The sequence below is a fragment of the Streptomyces sp. NPDC008163 genome (genome assembly GCF_042956885.1).
GTDB classification, from domain to species: domain Bacteria; phylum Actinomycetota; class Actinomycetes; order Streptomycetales; family Streptomycetaceae; genus Streptomyces; species Streptomyces drozdowiczii_A.
In genome coordinates this window covers 1-20,530 of the sequence record NZ_JBIBHG010000010.1, presented here as the reverse complement: position 1 = coordinate 20,530, position 20,530 = coordinate 1, and the positions used below count along the sequence as shown (strand labels likewise).

Sequence of the window (20,530 nt, the reverse complement as noted above, 5' to 3'; positions counted from 1 at the left end):
CCGGGACGCGGACCTACGGTCGGCCCATGAGGATTCGCACCGTAGACGCGTTCACCGACCGCCCCTTCACCGGCAACCCCGCCGGCGTCCTGCTGTTCGGCCCCGAAGGCTTCCCCGAGGACGCCTTCCTCCAGCGGGTCGCCGCCGAGCTGAACCTCTCCGAGACCGCGTTCGCCCATCCGCTGCCGCCGGGCGGTGACGCGGACTGGGCGCTGCGGTGGTTCACCCCGGTCACCGAGGTGGACATGTGCGGCCACGCCACCCTCGCCACGGCCCATGTCCTGCACACCACGGGCGCCGCCACCGGCACGGTCCGCTTCACCGCCCGGTGCGGCACGCTGACGTCGACCGCCCACCCGGACGGTTCGCTGACGCTGGACTTCCCGACCGCCCCGCTGTCCCCGGAGCGGGTGCCGGACGGCCTGGCGGAAGCCCTGGGCGCGGAGCCGGTGTCGGTGCACGACACCGGTGCGCATGTCGGGGACCTGCTGGTGGAGCTGAAGGACGAGGCGGCCGTACGGGGCCTGGCCCCGGACTTCGCGGCGCTCGCCGGTCTCTCGCGGCGCGGTGTCATCGCCACCGCCGCCGCGGCAACGATGGGTGCGTACGACTACGTCTCGCGCGGCTTCTTCCCGGCCGTGGGCATCGACGAGGACCCGGTGACCGGCAGCGCCCACACCGCCCTGGCCCCGTTCTGGTCGGCCCGGCTCGGCCGCGACGAGCTGACCGGGCTCCAGGCGTCCGCGCGCTCGGGTCTCGTGCGGACATCGCTGCGCGGCGCGCGCACCCTGCTGACCGGCAGCGCGGTCACCGTGGTGGAGGGCGAACTGCTCGTCGGCCCGTGATCCCGGGGGCTCATGGGGTGGGCAGCCAGCCCACCTTCCCGGCGAGCAGCGCGTAACCGACGAACGCGCCGATGTCCAGCAGCGCGTGCGCCGCGACCAGCGGGCCCACGCGCTGCCAGCGCCGGTAGAGCAGCACGAAGACGACACCCATCACCATGTTGCCGATGAACCCGCCGATGCCCTGGTAGAGGTGGTACGAGCCGCGCAGCACCGAGCTGGCCAGCAGCGCGGCCATCGGCGTCCAGCCCAGCTGCCCCAGCCTGCGCAGCAGATAGCCGACGACGATCACCTCCTCCAGCACGGCGTTCTGGAGGGCCGACAGGGTGAGCACGGGGAACTTCCACCACACGTCGGGCAGGGACTCGGGCACCACGGTGAGGTTGAAGCCGGCGGCCCTCGCCACCAGATAGAAGGCCAGCCCGGCACTGCCGATGCCCGCCGCGACGGCCGCACCCCGTGCCACGTCCTGCCCCGGCCGGGTGCGGTCGAAGCCGAGGACGCGCAGCCCGGCCCCTTCCCGGATGAGCAGATGCGCGACGAGCGCGACGGGCACCAGCGCGGTCGCGATACCGAAGAGCTGCCAGGCGAGATCCAGCCAAGGGCGGCCCGGGGCGGCCGAGCTGTTGAGGGTCGCCGCCTGATCCTTCAAACCCCCCGGTTTCGTCAGCGATCCGACAAAGCTGATAAGGGCGGACACGCCGCTCGCCCCCAGCGAGAGCGCCAGCACCAGCACCGTCTCGGACCGGAGAATCCGTTGTGACACGGCCTCCTGGGGAAAAGAATCAGCCACGCGCCCCGCTCCCACCTGTACACCTGCCCTCAGTTGTGCATTCGCGTCCCACGCCCCTCGCCGCCCCGCTAGGGTCTCGAATGCAGGTACGAAGATCATGCGCGACTGGCCGGGGGACGAGCGCCATTGCCGATGGTGTGGTCCCCCTTTTTCCTTGTACATCCTCAAGGAGGGGCACCACCGACATGGGACGTCACAGCTTGCCCGATGACCGCGCGGCGGCCGGAGGCGGGGACCGTCCACCGCGCCGCCGCCGGACCGTGGCCATCGCCACCGTGCTCGTCCTCGCCGTGGCGGGGGGCGCGGCGGTCGCGGCGCAGGGCGGCCTGCTCCCGTTCTCGAAGTCGTGCGAGGAGGACGCCGTCCATCTGTCGATGGTGGCCTCCCCGGACATCGCCCCCGCCGTACGTGCCATCGCCGACCGGGCACGTACGGACGAGGTGCGCTCGGACGGACGCTGTGTCGACGTGAACGTGGTGGCCCGCGACTCGTACAAGGTGGCGGACGCGCTCGCGAGCGGAACCCGCCCCGACTACCAGATATGGCTCCCCGACTCGGACCTGTGGCTGACCAGGGCCAAGGGCGCCGGGGAGGGCACCGCCATCACCCCCGGCGGCTCCGTCGCCACCTCACCGGTCACGCTCGCCGCGGTCCCGCCGGCGGCCAAGCGGCTCGGCTGGCCGAAGAAGACGTACACCTGGGCCGAGTTGACGGGCGCGGCCATGGAGTCCGACCGGGTACGTCTCGGCTCCGCCGACCCCGCGCGCTCGGCGACCGCCCTGCTGGCCCTCAACAGCATCGGCGCCTCCGCCGGGAAGCAGGGCGGCGACAGCGACACCCGGGTCGCGGCCACCGCCAAGCTGCTCGCCCAGCGGATGTCCGACGGGGACACCCAGGTGGTGTCGACCCTGCCGCAGGACGGCTCGGGCGCCGAGGAGGGCAACCCGGCGCGCAACCAGGCGGTGCTCCTCTCCGAGCAGGCCGCCTTCGCCCACAACGCCGAATCGGCGGCCGACGGCAGGCTCGACCTCTTCTACCCCGAGGACGGCACCCCGCTGCTCAACTACCCGCTCGCCATGGTGGACGAGCGCCACCAGTCGACGGACGAGAGCCGGGCCGCGCTGCGGTTCACGATCCTGCTCTCCGAGGACAGCTCCCTGCGCACCTTCCGGGAACACGGCTTCCGGACCACGTACGGTGCGGCGGACGAGAAGGTGGTCGCGGCGGCGGGCGGCCGGTCGCCCCAGCCGTACGACGCGACGCAGCCGCCGGCCCCGACGGACGAGGCGCTCCAGGAAACGCTCGGCATGTGGACGATCACCGTGCAGAGCGCGCGGCTCACCACCGTGGTCGACGCCTCCGGCTCCATGGCCGCGACGGTGCCGGGCCGCAACCAGTCCCGGATGGACGTCACCAAGGCCTCGCTGATCCAGGCGCTCAACCAGTTCACCCCGAACGACGAGATCGGGCTCTGGGAGTTCGCGACCACGCTCGACGGCGACAAGGACTACCGCCGGCTGGTGACGACCGCCAGGCTCGGCGACCCCGTCAAGGGCGGCGGCACCCACCGCGAAAGGCTCGCCGCCGCGTTCGCCGCGCTGCGCCCGGTGCCGGACGGCGCCACCGGTCTGTACGACACCGCGCTGGCCGCGTACAAGGAGGCGCAGCGCACGTACGTGAAGGGCAAGTTCAACGCCGTCGTGATCCTCACCGACGGGTCGAACCAGGACGAGCGGTCCGTCTCGCGTGCCGCCCTCATGGAGGAACTGAAGTCCATCGCCGACCCGACGCGCCCGGTCCCGCTGCTGGCCATCGCGGTCGGTCCCGAGGCGGACCGCGAGGAGCTGGACGAGATCGCCGAGGTCACCGGGGGCGGCGGCTACCAGGTGAACGACCCGGCGGAGATCCAGGCGGTGATCCTCCAGGCGGTGATGACGGCGGGCCAGGCCGCCCGCGCGGCCGGGGAATAGGGGGGCCGGTCCGCAGCACGGACCGGCCGCCCGTCACGGCGCCGGGATGCCCGCCGGCCAGGTGTGCACGGGGTCGCCGCCCTGCATCAGCTCGCCGTAGCGCCGGGTCATCGCGGCGAGCGCGGCGCCCCGGTCGAGCCCGGCCTCGCGCCCCCGGTGATAGGTGTCCGCCTGCCAGGACGCGCCGTTCGTCCGCCGCTTGCAGCGCTCCTCGATGATCCCGAGGTAGTGCGCCCGGTCCGCCGGCTCGATGTTCCAGCCGTCGAGGCCGTCGGCGGCGAGCGGCAGGAGCTCGTCGCGTACCAGCTTCGTGACGGGCACCCGGGTCAGCCCGCCGGAGCGGCCGGGCCTGGGCCACAGCAGCTCGGCGTCGATGCCGTGGCGGCACGCGGTCTCGAAGTTCTCGGCGGCGGCGGAGAACGGCATCCGCGTCCACAGCGGACGCGACTCCTCCGCCAGGGCCCGCACCATGCCGTAGTAGAGCGCGGTGTTGGCGATGACGTCGGCGACGGTCGGGCCCGCGGGCAGCACCCGGTTCTCCACGCGCAGGTGCGGAACACCGTCGGCGATCCCGTACACCGGACGGTTCCAGCGGTAGACCGTGCCGTTGTGGAGGACCAGCTCCTTCAGCTGGGGGACCCCGCCGTCGGCGAGGACGCGCAGCGGCTCCTCCTCGTCGCAGATGGGCAGGAGCGGCGGAAAGTACCGGAGGTTCTCCTCGAAGAGCTCCTCGACCGAACCGATCCACTTCTCCCCGAACCAGGTCCTGGGCCGCACGCCCTGGTTGCGCAGTTCGGGCGGCCGGGTGTCCGTGGCCTGCTCGAACAGCGGCGGCCGCGACTCGCGCCACACCTCCCGGCCGAAGAGGAACGGCGAGTTGGCCCCCAGGGCGACCTGGACGGCGGCGACGGCCTGCGCCGCGTTCCATACGTCGGCGAAGCGTTCCGGGGTGACCTGGAGGTGCAGTTGCAGCGAGGTGCAGGCCGCTTCCGGGGTGATCGATCCGGCGGTGGCGACCAGCCGCTCGACGCCTTCGATATCGAGCGAGAAACTCTCGCCGCGCGCCGCCAGCATTTGATCGTTCAGGAGGGCGTAGCGATCGACGTCGGAGAGATTGGACCGGACCATGTCCTCACGGCCGAGTGTCGGCAGGATTCCGATCATCATGATCCCGGCATCGACTTCACCGGCCTTACGGTCGGCATATCCGAGCCCGGTCCGCAGCTCTTCGGCCAGCTGATCCAGAACTCGCCCCGACAGATGATGGGGGACTATGTTCACCTCAAGATTGAACATCCCCAGTTCCGTCTGGAAATCGTGACTCGCGATGCGCTCCAGCACCTGCCCATTCAACATCTTCGGCATGGCGTCGGCGCCCGTGAGATTCAGTTCGATCTCCATGCCCATGAGGTTGCGCGGCCGGTCGAACCGCCGCTCGGCCAGGAGTCCGGACAGCGCCTCCAGGCACTGGTGCAGCTTCCTCCGGTACTTCTGCCGGTCGGACAGGTCAAAGTCGCCCGCGACGACCTTCTCCCCCATCGAAGTGTCCTCCTCAAGTGGCCGGCACGCGGCCCGGGCCGCCCGCATCACGATCGATAATGCCCGCAGGACGTGATCCGTAACGCCCCGCGGACGGCGCACACGCGCTAATCTGAGCGCCGGGGCCCCGGGCACATTCACTCGGCATGACGCAGCGGGACGTTTCCCCGCACGGCGGGACCGTAAAGCCCCGACGGGTTTCGGCCGACCGCGGCGCGGGAAAAACCCGAGGCGGCGGCTGCGCCGCTCGCGCCGAATCAGCATGATCTCCGCATAATAAAGTCCGGATACCGCCTTGTCGGCAATAGCCGTGGCGGCTAGTGGAAACACCGCGTGAACACGTGTCGTATAAACTCCGCGGACGAGGCAGAGAGTTGACGCACCGGCTCAGTCACCGGCCTCCTCTGGCCCCGCCCGCCGACAACGCCGTCCGCACCCGCCCGCGCACCACCGTGTCTCCGAAGTGAGAGGCGACCCACTATGCCGCTGCATGTTCCCCCGGCCCCCGCGCCCGCGCTGCGCAGCGTCCTCGCGGCGCTCGGTTCACCGACCGCGGTCCGCGAGGCCCGCACGCCCGCCCTGCGGTCCGCACAGGGACCTCTGAGCCCCGAACACCCGCTGCCCGTCCACGTGCTGGGCGTCGCCCCGGGCGACCTCGCACCCGCCACCCGGCTCGCCGCCTGGCGCTTCCAGATCCGCAGCACGGAGCGGGCGGTGGCGGCGGCGGACACCATGCTCACCGCGGACGGCTGGGCCTTCTCGCACTTCTTCGAGGGCCCGTACATCGCCTCGACGGAGCTGGCACTGCGCCAGGCGGAGGGGATGAGCGGCCCCTACCAGCCGAGGCTGCTGTCCATCCCCGACCTGTACATGCTGGCCCTGTGGCTGCACGGCGACCCCACGGCGGACGCCTCCTGCGGCGCGCCGGGCCCGGACGACGTGCTCGTGCCGCTGTCCCCGGCGCCTCCCGGCTTCGCCGCACACCGCCCGCACCGGGCCGCCGATCTGCTGCCGGTGATCACCACCCGGATCACGCCGGGCCCCGGTCCGCTGCTGGGCTCGCCGGCCCCGGCCTGAGCCGGCCTCCACCTCCGCGTGCTGTGCCCCGTCGCCCCGTCCGGCGGCGGGGCACAACACGCGCTCACGCGTACGAGAACCCGCCCATCCGGACTAGTCCCATCCGGCCACCCCGAACCACCCGAAGTGACAGTGCAGTTGAGTTGAACCGTCCGGGCGGGTGACGCGTCATCGGAGGAGTGGAAGCGCTGCGGCGAAATCCCTGCGGATTGTCGCCCGTGGGGCAACACTGGGATTCGACCGATCGATACGGGGGCGGTCATGAACACCTCTTCACACCGCAGGTCACTCAACTCGACGCAGCGAAAGAACCCATCCATGTGCCAGCATCAGCCACCCTGCCCGACAGCCGACTCAGCCGACCGGGAGGCCGCCCGCCAGGTGGCCCACCACCCGGAGCAGGGCTGGAGCCTGCTGTGCAACGGCGTCCTGCTCTTCGAGGACACCGGTGAGCTGCTTCCGGACGGGCAGATCATCGCCCCGCACAGGCCCCTGGCGGCGAGCGGAGTCGTCAAAGCCGCCTGAGCGGACCGTACGGAAAAGAAGGGGCCGGCCCGGAGAAGTCTCCGCACCGGCCCCGACGCGTGTCCGCGTCACACCGCTTCGATCAACGGATCAGTTGTCGTACTCGTCCAGGGGCGGGCACGAGCAGACGAGGTTGCGGTCACCGAACGCACCGTCGATCCGGCGCACCGGCGGCCAGTACTTGTCGGCGGCCGAGACACCGGCCGGGAACACGGCGACCTCGCGGCTGTACGCGTGCTGCCACTCGCCGCCGAGCGCGGCGGCGGTGTGCGGGGCGTTGGCGAGCGGGTTGTCGTCCGCGCTCCACTCCCCCGAGGCGACCTTCTCGATCTCGGCGCGGATCGCGATCATCGTGTCGCAGAACCGGTCCAGCTCCGCGAGGTCCTCGCTCTCGGTCGGCTCGATCATCAGCGTCCCGGCGACCGGGAACGACATGGTCGGCGAGTGGAAGCCGTAGTCGATGAGCCGCTTGGCGACATCGTCGATGCTGACGCCGGTCGCCTTGGAGATCGGGCGCAGATCCACGATGCACTCGTGCGCGACGAGCCCGGCCGGGCCGTTGTACAGGATCGGGTAGTGCGGTTCGAGACGCTTGGCGATGTAGTTCGCCGCGAGTACGGCCACCTGCGTCGCACGCTTCAGGCCCTCGCCGCCCATCAGGCGTACGTACGCCCACGAGATGGGGAGGATGCCGGCGGACCCCCACGGGGCCGCCGAGATCGGACCGACGCCCGTCTCCGGACCCGCCGCGGGCTGGAGCGGGTGGTTGGGCAGGTACGGCGCCAAGTGCGCGCGCACCCCGACCGGTCCGACGCCGGGGCCGCCGCCGCCGTGCGGGATGCAGAAGGTCTTGTGCAGGTTGAGGTGCGACACGTCGCCGCCGAACCGGCCGGGCTTGGCCAGGCCGACCAGCGCGTTCAGGTTGGCACCGTCGACGTAGACCTGGCCGCCGGCGTCGTGCACCTCGGCGCAGATGTCGGCGACGTGCTCCTCGAAGACGCCGTGCGTCGACGGGTAGGTGATCATGAGCACGGCCAGCTCGTCGCGGTACTGCGCGATCTTGGCGCGCAGGTCCTCGATGTCGACCTCGCCGTCGTCGGCGGTCTTGACGACGACCACCTTCATGCCGGCCATCACGGCGCTCGCGGCGTTGGTGCCGTGCGCGGAGGACGGGATCAGACAGACGGTGCGGTTCTCGTCGCCGTTGGCGCGGTGGTACGCGCGGACGGCCAGCAGCCCCGCGAACTCGCCCTGCGATCCGGCGTTCGGCTGGAGGGACACCGCGTCGTAACCGGTGACCTCGGCCAGCCGCTCCTCCAGCTCTCGGATCAGCGTCAGGAAGCCCTGGGCCTGCTCGGCGGGCGCGAACGGGTGCAGCGCGCCGAACTCGGGCCAGGTGATGGACTCCATCTCGGCGGTCGCGTTCAGCTTCATAGTGCAGGAGCCGAGCGGGATCATGCCGCGGTCCAGCGCGTAGTCGCGGTCGGCGAGCTTGCGCAGGTAGCGCAGCATCGCGGTCTCGGACCGGTGCTGGTGGAAGACCGGGTGGGTGAGGATCGTGTCGGTGCGCAGCAGCGCCTCGGGCAGCGCGTCCTCGGTGGTGGCGTCCAGCGCCTCGACGTCCCCGTCGGCGCCGAAGGCGGCCCAGACGGCGGCGACCTGGGTGCGGGTCGTCGTCTCGTCGCAGGCCAGCGAGACGGTGTCGGCGTCGACCAGGCGCAGGTTCACGCCGCGCTCCCGGGCGTCGGCGACGACCTCGCCCGCCTTGCCGGGGACGCGGACGGTGAGCGTGTCGAAGTAGGCGCCGGTCACCACGTCGACCCCGGCGGCGCGCAGGCCCTCGGCGAGGATCGCGGCGTAGCGGTGGGTGCGCCGGGCGATCGTGCGCAGCCCCTCGGGGCCGTGGTAGACGGCGTACATGCCGGCCATGACGGCGAGCAGCACCTGGGCGGTGCAGATGTTGCTGGTGGCCTTCTCGCGGCGGATGTGCTGCTCGCGGGTCTGGAGGGCCAGGCGGTACGCCTTGTTGCCGTCGGCGTCCACGGAGACGCCGACCAGGCGGCCGGGCAGGCTGCGGGCGAACTTGTCGCGGACCGCCATGTAGCCGGCGTGCGGGCCGCCGAAGCCCATCGGGACGCCGAAGCGCTGCGTGGTGCCGACGGCGATGTCGGCGCCCAGCTCGCCGGGCGAGGTGAGCAGCGTCAGGGCCAGCAGGTCGGCGGCGACGGTGACGATCGCGCCCAGCTCGTGCGCCCGGTCGATCACGGGCTTGAGGTCCCGGACGGCCCCGGAGGCGCCGGGATACTGGAGGAGCACGCCGAAGACGCCGCGCTCGGCCACCTCGGCCGGGATGCCGTCGCTGAGGTCGGCGACGACGACCTCGACGCCGGTCGGCTCGGCGCGGGTCTCGATGACGGCGACGGTCTGCGGCAGGGTGTCGGCGTCGACCAGGAAGACGCCGTTCTTGACCTTGCCGACGCGCCGGGCGAGCGCCATGGCCTCGGCGGCGGCGGTGCCCTCGTCGAGCAGCGAGGCGCCGGAGGTGGGCAGGCCGGTGAGCTCGGCGACCATCGTCTGGAAGTTCAGAAGGGCTTCGAGGCGGCCCTGCGAGATCTCGGGCTGGTACGGCGTGTAGGCCGTGTACCAGGCGGGGTTCTCCATGACGTTGCGCAGGATGACCGGCGGGGTGAACGTGCCGTAGTAGCCGAGCCCGATCATCGGGGCGAGGACCTGGTTGCGGTCGGCGAGGCCGCGGAGTTCGGCCAGCACCTCGGCCTCGGTCCGGGCCCCCGGCAGGGCCAGCGCCTCGGCGCTCTTGATCACGTCGGGCACGGCGGCCGCGGTCAGCTCGTCCAGCGAGCCGTAACCGACCTGGGCGAGCATCTTCGCCTGCGCCTCGGCGTCGGGGCCGATGTGGCGCTGCTCGAAGGGGATGCCCTGTTCCAGCTGCGTGAGCGGGGTGCGACGGGGGGTCATGGTGGAGGCCTCCTGGTCTGTCACGACCTGCGAGGGGCACCGCGGCGTCGGGTGCCCTGACGGCCTCCCCCTCTGTCATCTCAACCTGAGAGCTTCACCGGCACCACACGGGCGCCGGCTTTCACCGTCGGTGAGGGAGAGGCTCCGTACGGCCCTTCGGCCGCGCGCAACCCGCCCTGCTTTCCAGAGTGACCTCGTCCGTGCGGTACGGGGGCCTGAGAGATTCCGGGGAGGATTTGCTCCTTCGGCGTCCTCCGGATGGGCTCCGGACGACTCTCCCGCACGGGGTCAGCAGCCATGACCAGCCTACCAGCGGGGTACCCGACGAGAATTCTCGAGTGGCCAAGACCACGGAACTGCATTTCTGTAGTCCCTGTGGACCAGCCGCGACCAGTGTGGGAGGGACCGTGCAGACCGACATCGACCCGCGCAGCCTGATCGGCCGCAAGGCCTTCGACCGCAAGGGCACCAAGATCGGGACCGTGGACGAGGTCTACCTCGACGACGCGACCGGGGTTCCCGAGTGGGCGGCCGTGCGCACCGGTCTCTTCAGCCGTGACGCCTTCGTCCCGCTGGAGCCCAGCGAGTTCGTGGACGACACGCTCCATGTCCCCTTCGACCGGGCGCTGATCAAGGACGCGCCCGACTTCGGCGTGGGCCGCCACCTCTCCCCCGAGCAGGAGCTCCAGCTCTACCGGCACTACGGCCTGGACGCGGCGCCCGGCGCACCGGCCCCGGACCGCGACTTCGGCCGGCTGGCGGGCCAGGAGGAGTAGTCCGGCGGGTCCGGGACGAGCGGCAGGGGGTCGGCGGCCCGCAGCGCGGGATCGTCCACGCGGAACGTACGCACCCGGCCGGGTGCCGTGGCCCCCGGTTCCTCGAACCGCACGGTCACCCGCCCGACCCCGCTCCCCTGCACCCACCCGTGTCCGTGGACCTCGTGGCGCACATCGTGCCCGGCCGGCCAGCGGCGCGCCGCGAGCTGCTCCGCCTCTTCCGGCCCCGTCCCGGGCTCCGCGGGTCCCTCACGACCGCCTGAACCGTCCCCCGGCCCCGCGTCGCCGTCCTCCGGCGGGGCCGCCGCCGCACGCTCCCCGGCGGCCTGGGCGAACAGATCCTCCTGCGTGAAGTCGGCGAGTCCCGTGACCCCGACACCCAGCAGCCGCACCCCGCCGGTAGTGTCCACGGCCTCCAGGAGCCGGGCGGCGGCCTCCCTGACGACCGCGGGGTCGTCCGTGGGGCCGCGCAGCGTCTCGGAGCGGGTCAGCGTGGAGAAGTCGTACCGGCGCACCTTCAGCACCACCGTGCGCCCCGAGCGCCCCGCTCCCCGCAGGCGCCGGACGCACCGGTCGGCCAGCCGCTCCACCTCGGTGCGGACCCGGACGCGGTCGTGCAGGTCCACCTCGAAGGTGTCCTCGACGGAGACCGATTTCGCGTCGCGCTCCGCGACCACGGGCCGGTCGTCGAAGCCGGAGGCCATCCGGTGCAGCGCGGCGCCGTGCGCCTTGCCCAGCAGCCGTACCAGCTCCGCCTCGCCCGCCTCGGCGAGGTCGTTCACCGTCGTCATTCCGGCGCGGCGCAGATGGTCCGCCGTGGCGGGGCCGACGCCGGGCAGGGTGCGCACCGGCATGGGCGCGAGGTGGGCCCGCTCGGTGCCGGGCTCGATCAGGTGTATGCCGTCGGGCTTGGCCTCCTCGGAGGCGATCTTGGCGAGCATCTTGGAGCCGGCGAGTCCCACGGATCCGCTCAGTCCGGTGACGGCCTGGATGGCCTCGCGCAGTTCGCGGCCGATCTCCAGGGCGGAGGCGGTGTCGTCGGCGGTGCCGCCCGCTTCGAGGTCCACGAACGCCTCGTCCAGGCTGAGCGGTTCCACCAGCGGCGAGAGCCGGCCGAGCAGCTCCATGACCTGGTCGCTCACCGAGCGGTACAGCGTGAAGCGCGGGACCAGATAGGCGGCGTTCGGCGCGAGCCGCCTGGCCTGCGCCATCGGCATCGCCGAGTGCACCCCGAAGCGCCGTGCCTCGTACGAGGCGGTCGCGACGACCCCGCGCGGCCCGAGCCCGCCCACCACGACGGGTTTGCCGCGCAGGCTCGGCTTCGCCGCCTGCTCCGCGGAGGCGTAGAAGGCATCCATGTCCAGATGCAGGATGGTGGGCGCGGCTCTCACACCAGCCGATGCTGCCCTACGGCACTGACAATCGCCGCCCCGTCAGGCCCGGGCGCCCGCGATTCCCGCCCCGGGCGCCCTCCGGACGGCTCAGACGGCCCGGTTGCGGCGCCGCGCGAGCTCGTCGGCCGGGTTGTGCCCGATCAGCGTCTCGCCGGTGTCCACGCGCTCCCCGTGCAGCTGCGACAGGGCGGCGTCCACGTCCCGCCACACGACGCCGACGGCGATCCCGAAGACGCCCTGGCCGCCCTGGAGCAGGTCGACCACCTCGGCGGGCGAGGAGCACTCGTAGACCGTGGCCCCGTCGCTCATCAGCGTCATCCGCTCCAGGTCCTGGAAGCCCCGGGCCCGCAGGTGCTGGACGGTGGTCCGGATGTTCTGGAGCGCCACTCCGGTGTCCAGGAAGCGCTTCACGATCTTCAGCAGGACGACGTCCCGGAAGCTGTAGAGCCGCTGGGTGCCCGATCCGTACGCCGGACGGACGCTCGGCTCCACGAGGCCGGTGCGCGCCCAGTAGTCCAGTTGCCGGTATGTGATCCCCGCCGCCGCGCACGCCGTCGGTCCGCGGTAACCGATGTCGTCGGCCGATGCCACGCCGTCCCCCGCCATCGCGGCCGGTGCCGCCGACTGCCTGATGGTCCGGCCGGCCGAACTCCCCTGCTGCGGATACGGCGCACCCGCTGCCGTACCGTCGCCGCTGCTTCTCACGCCGACCTCCGTCCTTGACCTGCCCACTCGAAGGTAGGCAGTCACCCGGGGTGCGTCAACGATCGCCACACTCGGCACGCCGAGTGATAATCACCCTGAGGGTGGTTTCGCGTGACCGTTGACGGGGAAAGGCTCACCGGATGCGCCGGTGGCCGCCGCCGAAGCCGTCACTGGCTGTTGTTCGTCCCGAAGTCCTCCGGCGAGATCTGGTCGAGGAACTCGCGGAATTTCTCCACCTCGTCCTCCTGCTCGTCGGGGATCGCGATCCCCGCGTCGTCCAGCACCCCGTCACTGCCGTAGATCGGCGTGCCGGTGCGCAGGGCGAGGGCTATGGCGTCGGAAGGCCGCGCGCTCACCTCGACACCGCCGGCGAAGACCAGCTCCGCGTAGAAGACCCCTTCGCGGAGGTCCGTGATCCGGACCTCGGTGAGCTCCTGGCCGACGGCCTCGAGCACATCCTTGAAGAGATCATGGGTCAGCGGCCTGGCCGGAGCCATGCCCTGCTGGGCGAAGGCGATCGCGGTCGCCTCACCAGGACCGATCCAAATGGGGAGGTACCGGTCGCCTCCCACTTCACGCAGGAGCACGATCGGCTGGTTGGAGGGCATTTCCACCCGGACACCCACAACGTCGAGCTCGTTCACACAGCAACCCTAGGACGTGCTCGGCAGGTTTGGGTAGTCGGGCTGGTCCGCCTTCAGCGCAGACGTACCCGCAGAGCGGTGTGCACGAGCGCGGAGTGCAGCCGTACGGACAGCTCCGCCAGCTCCTTGGCGGTCGCCTCGGCATGCGCCCTGGTCTGCGGATTCCGGTGCCGGCGCAGGGGCGCGACCATCTGCTCGATGAGCCCGGCCTCCCGGTCGGCGGCGCCGCGCACGGCTCTCAGATGACGAGGTTCCAGACCGAATCGCCCCAGTTCCGCCACAAGCCTGGCGACGGTCACCATGTCGGCGTCGTACCCGCCGTCCGCCGCGGGGACGACCAGGCCGTACGACTCCCAGTCGTCGAGCTCGCTCTCGGTGATCTCGGCGGCGACCAGGAGCTCGGCGCGGCCGATCCGGGCGGCCGTGGCCCGGCCCGGCACCCCGGACCGCTCGTCGTCCTCCTGCCGCGGCTCCCCGTCGGGGGACGGCAGGGCCACCTGCTCACCGCGGGCGAGGGCGTCCAGATGCTCGCGGATGACCTTCAGCGGCAGGTAGTGGTCCCGTTGCATCCGGAGCACCTGGGCCAGCCGCTCGACGTCCGCGGCGACGAACTTCCGGTAGCCGGAAGGGGTCCGCTGCGGTTCGACAAGCCCTTCGGCCTCCAGGAAGCGGATCTTGGAGATGGTGACCTCGGGGAACTCCTCCTGCAGCTGCAGGAGCACCGTGCCGATGCTCATCGGCCGGCCGTCGGCGGCGGTGCCGTGTCGGGCACCGCCGCTCGGTGTTCTCAGCATGGACCTTCCTGGGGTTCCCCCCGGACGGTGTCCGGGGGCGGGTCAGATGCCCCGCTGGCTCGCGTAGAAGACCAGCCGGTACTTGCCGATCTGCACTTCGTCGCCGTTGGACAGGGCGACGGAGTCGATCCGCTCACGGTTGACATAGGTGCCGTTGAGGCTGCCGACGTCCCCGACCGTGAAGCTGCCGTCGGCGCCCCGGCGGAACTCCACGTGACGGCGCGAGACCGTCACGTCGTCCAGGAAGATGTCGCTCTGCGGGTGACGGCCGGCCGTGGTCAGCTCGCCGTCCAGCAGGAAGCGGCTGCCGCTGTTCGGACCGCGGCGCACCACCAGGAGCGCCGAGCCGAGCGGCAGGGCGTCGACGGCGGCCTGCGCCTCGGGCGACAGCGACGGCACGGCGGTCTGGCCGGTGGCCTCCGCCTCGTACGCCTCAAGGCCCGAGATCGAGATGGTCGACGTCGTCTCCGAGGCGCGCTCCGGGACCCCGCCGCGCAGCGGCGCACCACAGTTGGAGCAGAAACGGCTGGCCTCGGCGTTGCGGTGGCCGCACCTCGTACACACCGGCATGGACGAAGCCTCCTGGCTCGGGGCTCCGAAACCTATGCGGCCGGGACCGGCAGGGTCAACGGACGACGCGCCGGGACCCCCCGGGTAGTCACCCCCCTGGCCTGTCACCTGGTCACGGAAGAGCGGGCGCTCCGCGCCCTGCTCGTCGGGCTGACCATGGCGCGGCGCGCGATGACGTGCGTTCTCATCGCGGGCGCTCTTGCCGAACAACTTCCCAAACAACTTCACGGGCGATTCCCCTTGACCGAAACAGACCCGCCCGTGGGGCAGGACGAACCCTGAATGAACACACCTGCCGACCCGGACATCTTCACAACGTCCGTATCCACTCGACAGTTTCCACCACGCGCCACGATTACGACGCGGCGACCCCCCGCAACCGTCCGCTCGTGTTCCCCGACGCACGGGCGCCCGGGGATCACTGGCCCGACGACCGAGCGTAGTCAGGCCGCTCCGCCGGTCGCAAGGCGTCCACGACAATGTCGTCGGCCCGCAGCACGTGCACGGTGGCCTGCTCCTTCTCCAGCGTCTGCACCACACCCCCGGGGATGTTCAGCGCCGGTTCCAGATCCTGCGGCTTGCCGATGACCTTGAAGACGTACGGGGCGGTGATCTTGCGCCCGTCGACCTTGACGGCCCCCGCGTCACCGGAGAAGTACGTATTGGCCACCACGCGGATCCCGTTGACCTCGACGGCCTCGGCGCCGGCCGCTCTGAGCTCCTGCAGGGCGTCGAGCAGCATGTCGGGCCGCACGGCGCCGCCGGGGTCGTTGACCGTCATGGTGATCCCGGGTCCGTGGGCCGCCACGGTCCCGGCGAGCACACCGAGTTGCCGTTCCTTCTCGACCGTCTGCTTCCGGGCCTCCTCGGCCTGGTCGGAGCTGTTCTCCAGCTCCGTGCGCTGGGCGTCGAGGCGCTGCTTCTCGTCCTCCAGCCGCTGCGTGCGGTCGTCCACCTCGTCGAGGATGCGCACCAGGTCCTCCTGGCGCGCCCCGCGCAGCGCGTTGCTGTCGCTGTTGGACCGCACCTGGATGGCGAGCCCGAGGCCGAGGCCGAACAGCAGGACGGCGACGATGAGTTGGGCACGGGTCACCCTGGGCGGCCAGAGACCGGCGATCAGCCGCCGACGCCCGGTGAGCTCCTGATTGGTGTCGTCGTTGCTCATCGGCATCAGGCCCGGAAGACGTGCCGGCGGATCGCCGCGGCGTTGGAGAAGATCCGGATGCCCAGTACGACCACCACGCCCGTGGAGAGCTGGGCGCCGACGCCCAGCTTGTCGCCCAGGAAGACGATGAGGGCCGCCACGACCACGTTCGAGAGGAACGAGACCACGAAGACCTTGTCGACGAAGATGCCGTCGAGCATGGCCCTCAGGCCACCGAACACCGCGTCGAGCGCGGCGACGACGGCGATGGGGAGATAGGGCTCGACCACCGCCGGAACTTCGGGCCGGACCAACAGTCCGACCACGACTCCCACGACGAGGCCCAGTACGGCGATCACGAATTGCCCTTCCCTGTGTCTGCGGCCTTGTATGGCTCTGCTGTCCGTACGATCAGGCTGGGGGCGGCCGGAAGGCTCAGCTTCTCCTGGACCGTGATGGCGGTCCTGATGTCGAAACTGTCCTTCAGCGCTTGCAGGTACTGGCCGTCGGCACTGCTACGGAAGGCCGCACTCAGCTTCTTGCCGTTCCCCACCGCGAGCACCGTGTACGGAGGCACGAGCGGCCTGTTGTCGACCAGTATGGCGTCGCCCGCGGCCCGGATCGCCGACAGGGCGGTCAGCCGCTGCCCGTTGATGGCGATGGCCTCCGCGCCGGACTCCCACAGCCCGTTCACGACGCGCTGCATGTCCCGGTCCCTGACCCGCCCGGTGTCGGAGAAGCCGCTGGTCTCGCGGGGACCGCCGCCGCCCTGGTCGGTGTCCTTCGCGTCGTCCACGACGACCTTGAGGCCCGGTCCGTGCACGGGTGTGGCCCCGGAGAGCAGCGCCACCAGCTCCGCCTGGTCTCCCCCGTGTTCCTGGAGGGCCTTGCGCTGCCGGCTGCTGACGTCGTCGCGGACTTCCTCCACCTGGGATTCCAGGGCGTCGGCCGCCGCCGTCTCGGCGTCGATACGGTCGATCAGTTCCTGCTTCTCCTTGGCGAGGACCGGCGCGGTCACCCGCGCCTGGGCCGCGCCGAGGGTGACGACCAGGGCGGCGAGGACCAGACAGGCGGCGAGACCGAGTTTGGCCTTGAGCGTCCGGGGCATGCCGGCACGCCCCTCCGCCTCCCGGCGGGCCGCCGCTTCGGCGTACCCGTCGTCCAGGCTGTGCTCCATCACATTGGTCAGCAGCAACATGGACGCGTCGGGGCGCTTGGGCGGCGGATCCGTGCTCCGGCCGGGGGGCTGCTGCGACATGCCGCACATCGTCGCATGTCGCGGCGGCTTACGCCGAATGGCCCCACCGATGACCGCTCGGCCGCGAGGACGGGCAGTGCGTGCGCCCGCCTCGCGGCCCGGCCTCAGTTGCCGGCGCTGTCCACGATCGCCGCCCACTCGTCGAGCAGGGCCTCGGCGGAGGCGTCGTCGGGCCCCTCGGCCCACAGATGGGTGACGGCTTCCGCCGGGTCCGGCAGCACCATGACCCAGCGTCCGTCCGCCTCCACGACCCGTACGCCGTCCGTCGTGTCGACGTCCCGGTCGCCCGCCGCCTCCACGACCCGGCGCATGACCAGGCCCTTCACGGCCCACGGTGTCGCCAGGTCACGGCGCAGGACGTGGGCGCGCGGGATGCGGGCGTCGATCTGGCTCAGCGTGAGCTGGGTCCTGGCGACGAGCCCGATGAGCCGCACGAACGCGGCCGTGCCGTCGAAGACGCTGGCGAATTCGGGAACGATGAAGCCGCCGCGCCCGTCTCCTCCGAAGATGGTGCCTTCCTCACGCCCCACCCGGGTCAGGTCGTCCGGCGACGTGGTCGTCCACTCGACCTGTGTGCCGTGGTACGCGGCGACCTGCTCGGCGACCCTGGTCGTGGTGACCGGAAGCGCCACCCGCCCGCTGCGCCGCTCGGCGGCGACGAGGTCGAGCATGACGAGCAGCGCCCGGTCGTCCTCCACGATCCGGCCGCGCTCGTCCACCAGGGACAGCCGCTCGCCGACGGGGTCGAAGCGGACGCCGAAGGCCGCCCGCGCCGAGGAGACGATCTCACCGAGGCGCACGAGGCCCTTGCGCCGGGCTTCGGCGGTCTCGGTCGGCCGGGATTCGTCGAGCCCGGGGTTGATGGTGAGCGCGTCCACGCCCAGCCGCCCCAGCAGGCTCGGCAGCACGAGCCCCGCGCTGCCGTTGGAGGCGTCGACCACGACCTTGAGCTGGGCGTCGGCGATCCCGGTCGTGTCCACGTTGCGCAGGAGGGACCCGGTGTACGAGTCGAAGACGCTGGACGGGAAGTAGATGTCGCCGATCTCGCCGGGGAAGGCCCGCCGGTACTCCTGCCTGGCGTAGACCCGGTCCAGTTTCCGCTGTCGCGCCTGCGAGAGGTCGGCTCCGCGTTCGTCGAAGAACATGATGTCGACGGAGTCGGGCACGCCCTGGGACGTCCGGATCATGATGCCGCCCGCACTGCCGCGCGCGGTCTGCTGGCGCGCGACGGGCAGCGGTACGTTCTCCAGGTCCCGTACGTCGATGGCGCTGGCCTGGAGCGCGGAGATCACGGCGCGCTTGAGCGCCCGGGCGCCTCGGGAGTGGTCCCGGGCGGTGGTGACGGTGGAGCCCTTCTTGAGCGTCGTCGCGTAGGCACCGGCCAGCCTGACGGCCAGCTCGGGGGTGATCTCGACGTTCAGGATTCCGGAGACACCGCGCGCCCCGAAGAGGTGCGCCTGACCGCGGGACTCCCAGATCACCGAGGTGTTGACGAAGGCGCCGGCCTCGATGGTCTTGAAGGGGTAGACGCGGACATTGCCCTGGATGATCGATTCCTCACCGACGAGGCACTCGTCGCCGATGACGGCGCCGTCCTCGATCCGGGAGGCGCGCATGATGTCGGTGTTCTTGCCGACGACGCAGCCGCGCAGGTTGCTGTGGTCGCCGATGTACACGTTGTCGTGGACCACGGCCTTGTGCAGGAAGGCACCGCTCTTGACGACGACGTTCGACCCGATGACCGTGTGCTCGCGGATCTCCACACCGGCTTCGACCTTGGCGTAGTCGCCGATGTAGAGCGGGCCACGCAGTACGGCGTCGGGGTGCACGTCGGCGCCTTCGGCCACCCAGACCCCGGGCGAGATCTCGAAGCCGTCGATCTCGACGTCGACCTTGCGCTCCAGCACATCGGCCTGGGCCTTCACGTAGCTCTCGTGGGTGCCCACGTCCTCCCAGTAGCCCTCGGCAACGTAGCCGTAGATGGGCTTGCCTTCCTTCATGAGCTGCGGGAAGACGTCCCCGGACCAGTCCACGGAGGCGTCGGCCTCGACGTAGTTGAAGACCTCGGGCTCCATGACGTAGATGCCCGTGTTCACGGTGTCCGAGAAGACCTGGCCCCAGGTCGGCTTTTCCAGGAAGCGTTCGACCTGGCCCTCCTCGTCCACGATGGTGATCCCGAATTCCAGAGGATTGGGAACGCGGGTGAGGCAGACGGTGACCAGGCCGCCCTTCTCCTTGTGGAACGCGATGAGATCCGTGAGGTCGAAGTCGGTGAGCGCGTCACCGGAAATGACGAGGAAGGTGTCGTCCTTCAGCGCCTCTTCGGCGTTCTTGACGCTTCCGGCGGTGCCGAGCGGCTTCTCCTCGTTGGCATAGGTGAGCTCCATGCCGAGCTCTTCGCCGTCCCCGAAGTAATTCTTCACCAGGGAGGCGAGGAACTGGACGGTCACGACCGTCTCATTCAGCCCGTGGCGTTTCAGCAGCCGGAGCACATGCTCCATGATCGGCCGGTTGGCCACAGGCAGGAGCGGCTTGGGCATGCTTGAGGTCATAGGGCGAAGACGGGTGCCTTCGCCGCCAGCCATCACGACGGCCTTCATGTCGGAAACGTCCTCCTTGAGAGACGACGGTCGAGCCGACTTCGCCCGTCAGGGCAGCTTCTGTGTCATCAGCCGCAGGCCGACATCGTTGCACGGCACGACTTCAGCGAGCTCAATCGGCTACTACATCCGCCTTGACCAGGCGGCGGACCTGAACCACGTACAAGATTCCTGCCCACCAATAGAGGGTTGTACCCCACCCTGCGAACGCCCATCCGAAAACAGTGGCCACCTCTGCCAGCCAACCATGCCCGTCGCTGAGCAGCAACAAGGGGAATGCGTACATGAGGTTGAACGTCGCGGCCTTGCCCAGGAAGTTCACCTGGGGCGGCGGATAGCCGTGCCGGCGCAGGATTCCCACCATCACGAGGAGCATGAGCTCGCGGGCGAGCAGTGCGATGGTCAGCCAGAGCGGAAGGATCTCGCGCCAGGTGAGTCCGACGAGGGTGGAAAGAATGTAGAGCCGGTCGGCGGCCGGGTCGAGAAGCCGTCCGAGGCTGCTGATCTGGTTCCACCGACGCGCGAGCTTGCCGTCGAGATAGTCGCTGACCCCGCTGAACATCAGGACCAGCAAAGCCCAGCCATCGCTCTGGGGCCCGCCGAACTCGGGGCGGAGAATCAGCCACAGGAAGACAGGTACGCCGACCAGGCGCAACATGCTGAGGATGTTGGGGATGGTGAGTACCCGGTCCGTCTGAACGCGGGTCTCCTGGACCTCCACCCGGGGGCCTCCTGTGTCAAGAACGTGCCAATGATGCCCCCTGACCCTACCCTCAGCCGCAGCCGGTGGGCACGGAGGGGTGCCGAGAGCCCCCAGAAACGCGAAAGAGCCCCGTGCCACAAGGGCACGGGGCTCTTCCTAAAAGGAGTTCGGCGGCGTCCTACTCTCCCACAGGGTCCCCCCTGCAGTACCATCGGCGCTG

18 protein-coding genes and 1 riboswitch are annotated in these 20,530 nt (G+C 70.8%); of the genes, 5 read left to right on the top strand and 13 right to left on the bottom strand.

Translation table 11 applies throughout. From position 1 onward, the window contains the following. Nucleotides 1-26 precede the first annotated feature (26 nt). Complete coding sequence (locus ACFZAT_RS22150; protein WP_391266143.1) at nt 27-845, top strand: PhzF family phenazine biosynthesis isomerase; 819 nt, start codon at nt 27-29, stop codon at nt 843-845. Between the two features lie 10 nt (nt 846-855). On the opposite strand, the gene ACFZAT_RS22145 is transcribed toward ACFZAT_RS22150, so the two are convergent. Then, nucleotides 856-1,635, bottom strand: a complete 780-nt coding sequence (locus tag ACFZAT_RS22145) for a type II CAAX prenyl endopeptidase Rce1 family protein (RefSeq protein ID WP_391266141.1) — start codon at nt 1,633-1,635, stop codon at nt 856-858. Between the two features lie 185 nt (nt 1,636-1,820). Here ACFZAT_RS22145 and ACFZAT_RS22140 point away from each other — a divergent pair, with 185 nt between their 5' ends. Next, complete coding sequence (locus tag ACFZAT_RS22140; protein WP_391266139.1) at nt 1,821-3,605, top strand: VWA domain-containing protein; 1,785 nt, start codon at nt 1,821-1,823, stop codon at nt 3,603-3,605. Between the two features lie 33 nt (nt 3,606-3,638). On the opposite strand, the gene ACFZAT_RS22135 is transcribed toward ACFZAT_RS22140, so the two are convergent. Further along, nucleotides 3,639-5,144, bottom strand: a complete 1,506-nt coding sequence (locus ACFZAT_RS22135) for a glutamate-cysteine ligase family protein (RefSeq protein WP_391266138.1) — start codon at nt 5,142-5,144, stop codon at nt 3,639-3,641. 480 nt (nt 5,145-5,624) lie between these two features. Here ACFZAT_RS22135 and ACFZAT_RS22130 point away from each other — a divergent pair, with 480 nt between their 5' ends. Next, nucleotides 5,625-6,221 (top strand): hypothetical protein, encoded by a 597-nt coding sequence (locus ACFZAT_RS22130; RefSeq protein ID WP_391266137.1) that lies wholly within the window; start codon nt 5,625-5,627, stop codon nt 6,219-6,221. Between the two features lie 318 nt (nt 6,222-6,539). Next, on the top strand, nt 6,540-6,746 hold the full coding sequence (locus ACFZAT_RS22125; protein ID WP_026171781.1) for a DUF5999 family protein: 207 nt from the start codon (nt 6,540-6,542) through the stop codon (nt 6,744-6,746). 90 nt (nt 6,747-6,836) lie between these two features. On the opposite strand, the gene gcvP is transcribed toward ACFZAT_RS22125, so the two are convergent. Further along, nucleotides 6,837-9,722, bottom strand: a complete 2,886-nt coding sequence (gene gcvP / locus ACFZAT_RS22120; protein ID WP_391266135.1) for an aminomethyl-transferring glycine dehydrogenase — start codon at nt 9,720-9,722, stop codon at nt 6,837-6,839. 193 nt (nt 9,723-9,915) lie between these two features. Continuing rightward, a riboswitch (glycine riboswitch) is annotated at nt 9,916-10,013 on the bottom strand. Nucleotides 10,014-10,129: 116 nt separating this feature from the next. Between gcvP and ACFZAT_RS22115 the strand changes: the two genes are divergently transcribed. Beyond that, complete coding sequence (locus ACFZAT_RS22115) at nt 10,130-10,498, top strand: PRC-barrel domain-containing protein (protein ID WP_391266133.1); 369 nt, start codon at nt 10,130-10,132, stop codon at nt 10,496-10,498. Here the strand turns inward: ACFZAT_RS22115 and ACFZAT_RS22110 are convergent. The 10 genes from ACFZAT_RS22110 to ACFZAT_RS22065 all read right to left on the bottom strand — a co-directional run bounded on the left by ACFZAT_RS22110 (nt 10,423) and on the right by ACFZAT_RS22065 (nt 20,328). Further along, a complete protein-coding gene (locus tag ACFZAT_RS22110; protein WP_391266131.1) occupies nt 10,423-11,889 on the bottom strand; it encodes a DNA polymerase IV in 1,467 nt (488 codons plus the stop codon). The genes ACFZAT_RS22115 and ACFZAT_RS22110 overlap by 76 nt on opposite strands. A gap of 90 nt (nt 11,890-11,979) precedes the next feature. Beyond that, nucleotides 11,980-12,597: a MerR family transcriptional regulator gene (locus ACFZAT_RS22105; RefSeq protein WP_391266130.1), complete on the bottom strand. Its 618-nt coding sequence runs from the start codon at nt 12,595-12,597 to the stop codon at nt 11,980-11,982. 167 nt (nt 12,598-12,764) lie between these two features. Continuing rightward, nucleotides 12,765-13,241 (bottom strand): bifunctional nuclease family protein, encoded by a 477-nt coding sequence (locus ACFZAT_RS22100; protein ID WP_026171779.1) that lies wholly within the window; start codon nt 13,239-13,241, stop codon nt 12,765-12,767. Between the two features lie 53 nt (nt 13,242-13,294). Beyond that, nucleotides 13,295-14,035, bottom strand: coding sequence for a MerR family transcriptional regulator (locus ACFZAT_RS22095; RefSeq protein ID WP_391266129.1), 741 nt, complete (start codon nt 14,033-14,035; stop codon nt 13,295-13,297). A gap of 42 nt (nt 14,036-14,077) precedes the next feature. Next, nucleotides 14,078-14,941, bottom strand: coding sequence for an FHA domain-containing protein (locus tag ACFZAT_RS22090; RefSeq protein ID WP_328904257.1), 864 nt, complete (start codon nt 14,939-14,941; stop codon nt 14,078-14,080). 82 nt (nt 14,942-15,023) lie between these two features. Further along, the gene (locus tag ACFZAT_RS22085; protein WP_391266128.1) at nt 15,024-15,770 is read right to left on the bottom strand and encodes a DUF881 domain-containing protein; all 747 of its coding nucleotides are present in this window, start codon (nt 15,768-15,770) and stop codon (nt 15,024-15,026) included. A gap of 5 nt (nt 15,771-15,775) precedes the next feature. Next, the gene (locus ACFZAT_RS22080) at nt 15,776-16,108 is read right to left on the bottom strand and encodes a small basic family protein (RefSeq protein WP_003970459.1); all 333 of its coding nucleotides are present in this window, start codon (nt 16,106-16,108) and stop codon (nt 15,776-15,778) included. Continuing rightward, nucleotides 16,105-17,007, bottom strand: a complete 903-nt coding sequence (locus ACFZAT_RS22075; protein ID WP_391266127.1) for a DUF881 domain-containing protein — start codon at nt 17,005-17,007, stop codon at nt 16,105-16,107. The genes ACFZAT_RS22080 and ACFZAT_RS22075 overlap by 4 nt, the downstream gene beginning before the upstream one ends. A 104-nt stretch (nt 17,008-17,111) precedes the next feature. Next, nucleotides 17,112-19,607, bottom strand: a complete 2,496-nt coding sequence (locus tag ACFZAT_RS22070; RefSeq protein ID WP_391266126.1) for a sugar phosphate nucleotidyltransferase — start codon at nt 19,605-19,607, stop codon at nt 17,112-17,114. A 112-nt stretch (nt 19,608-19,719) separates the two neighbouring features. Further along, nucleotides 19,720-20,328, bottom strand: a complete 609-nt coding sequence (locus ACFZAT_RS22065; protein WP_391266124.1) for a CDP-alcohol phosphatidyltransferase family protein — start codon at nt 20,326-20,328, stop codon at nt 19,720-19,722. Nucleotides 20,329-20,530: the final 202 nt, after the last annotated feature.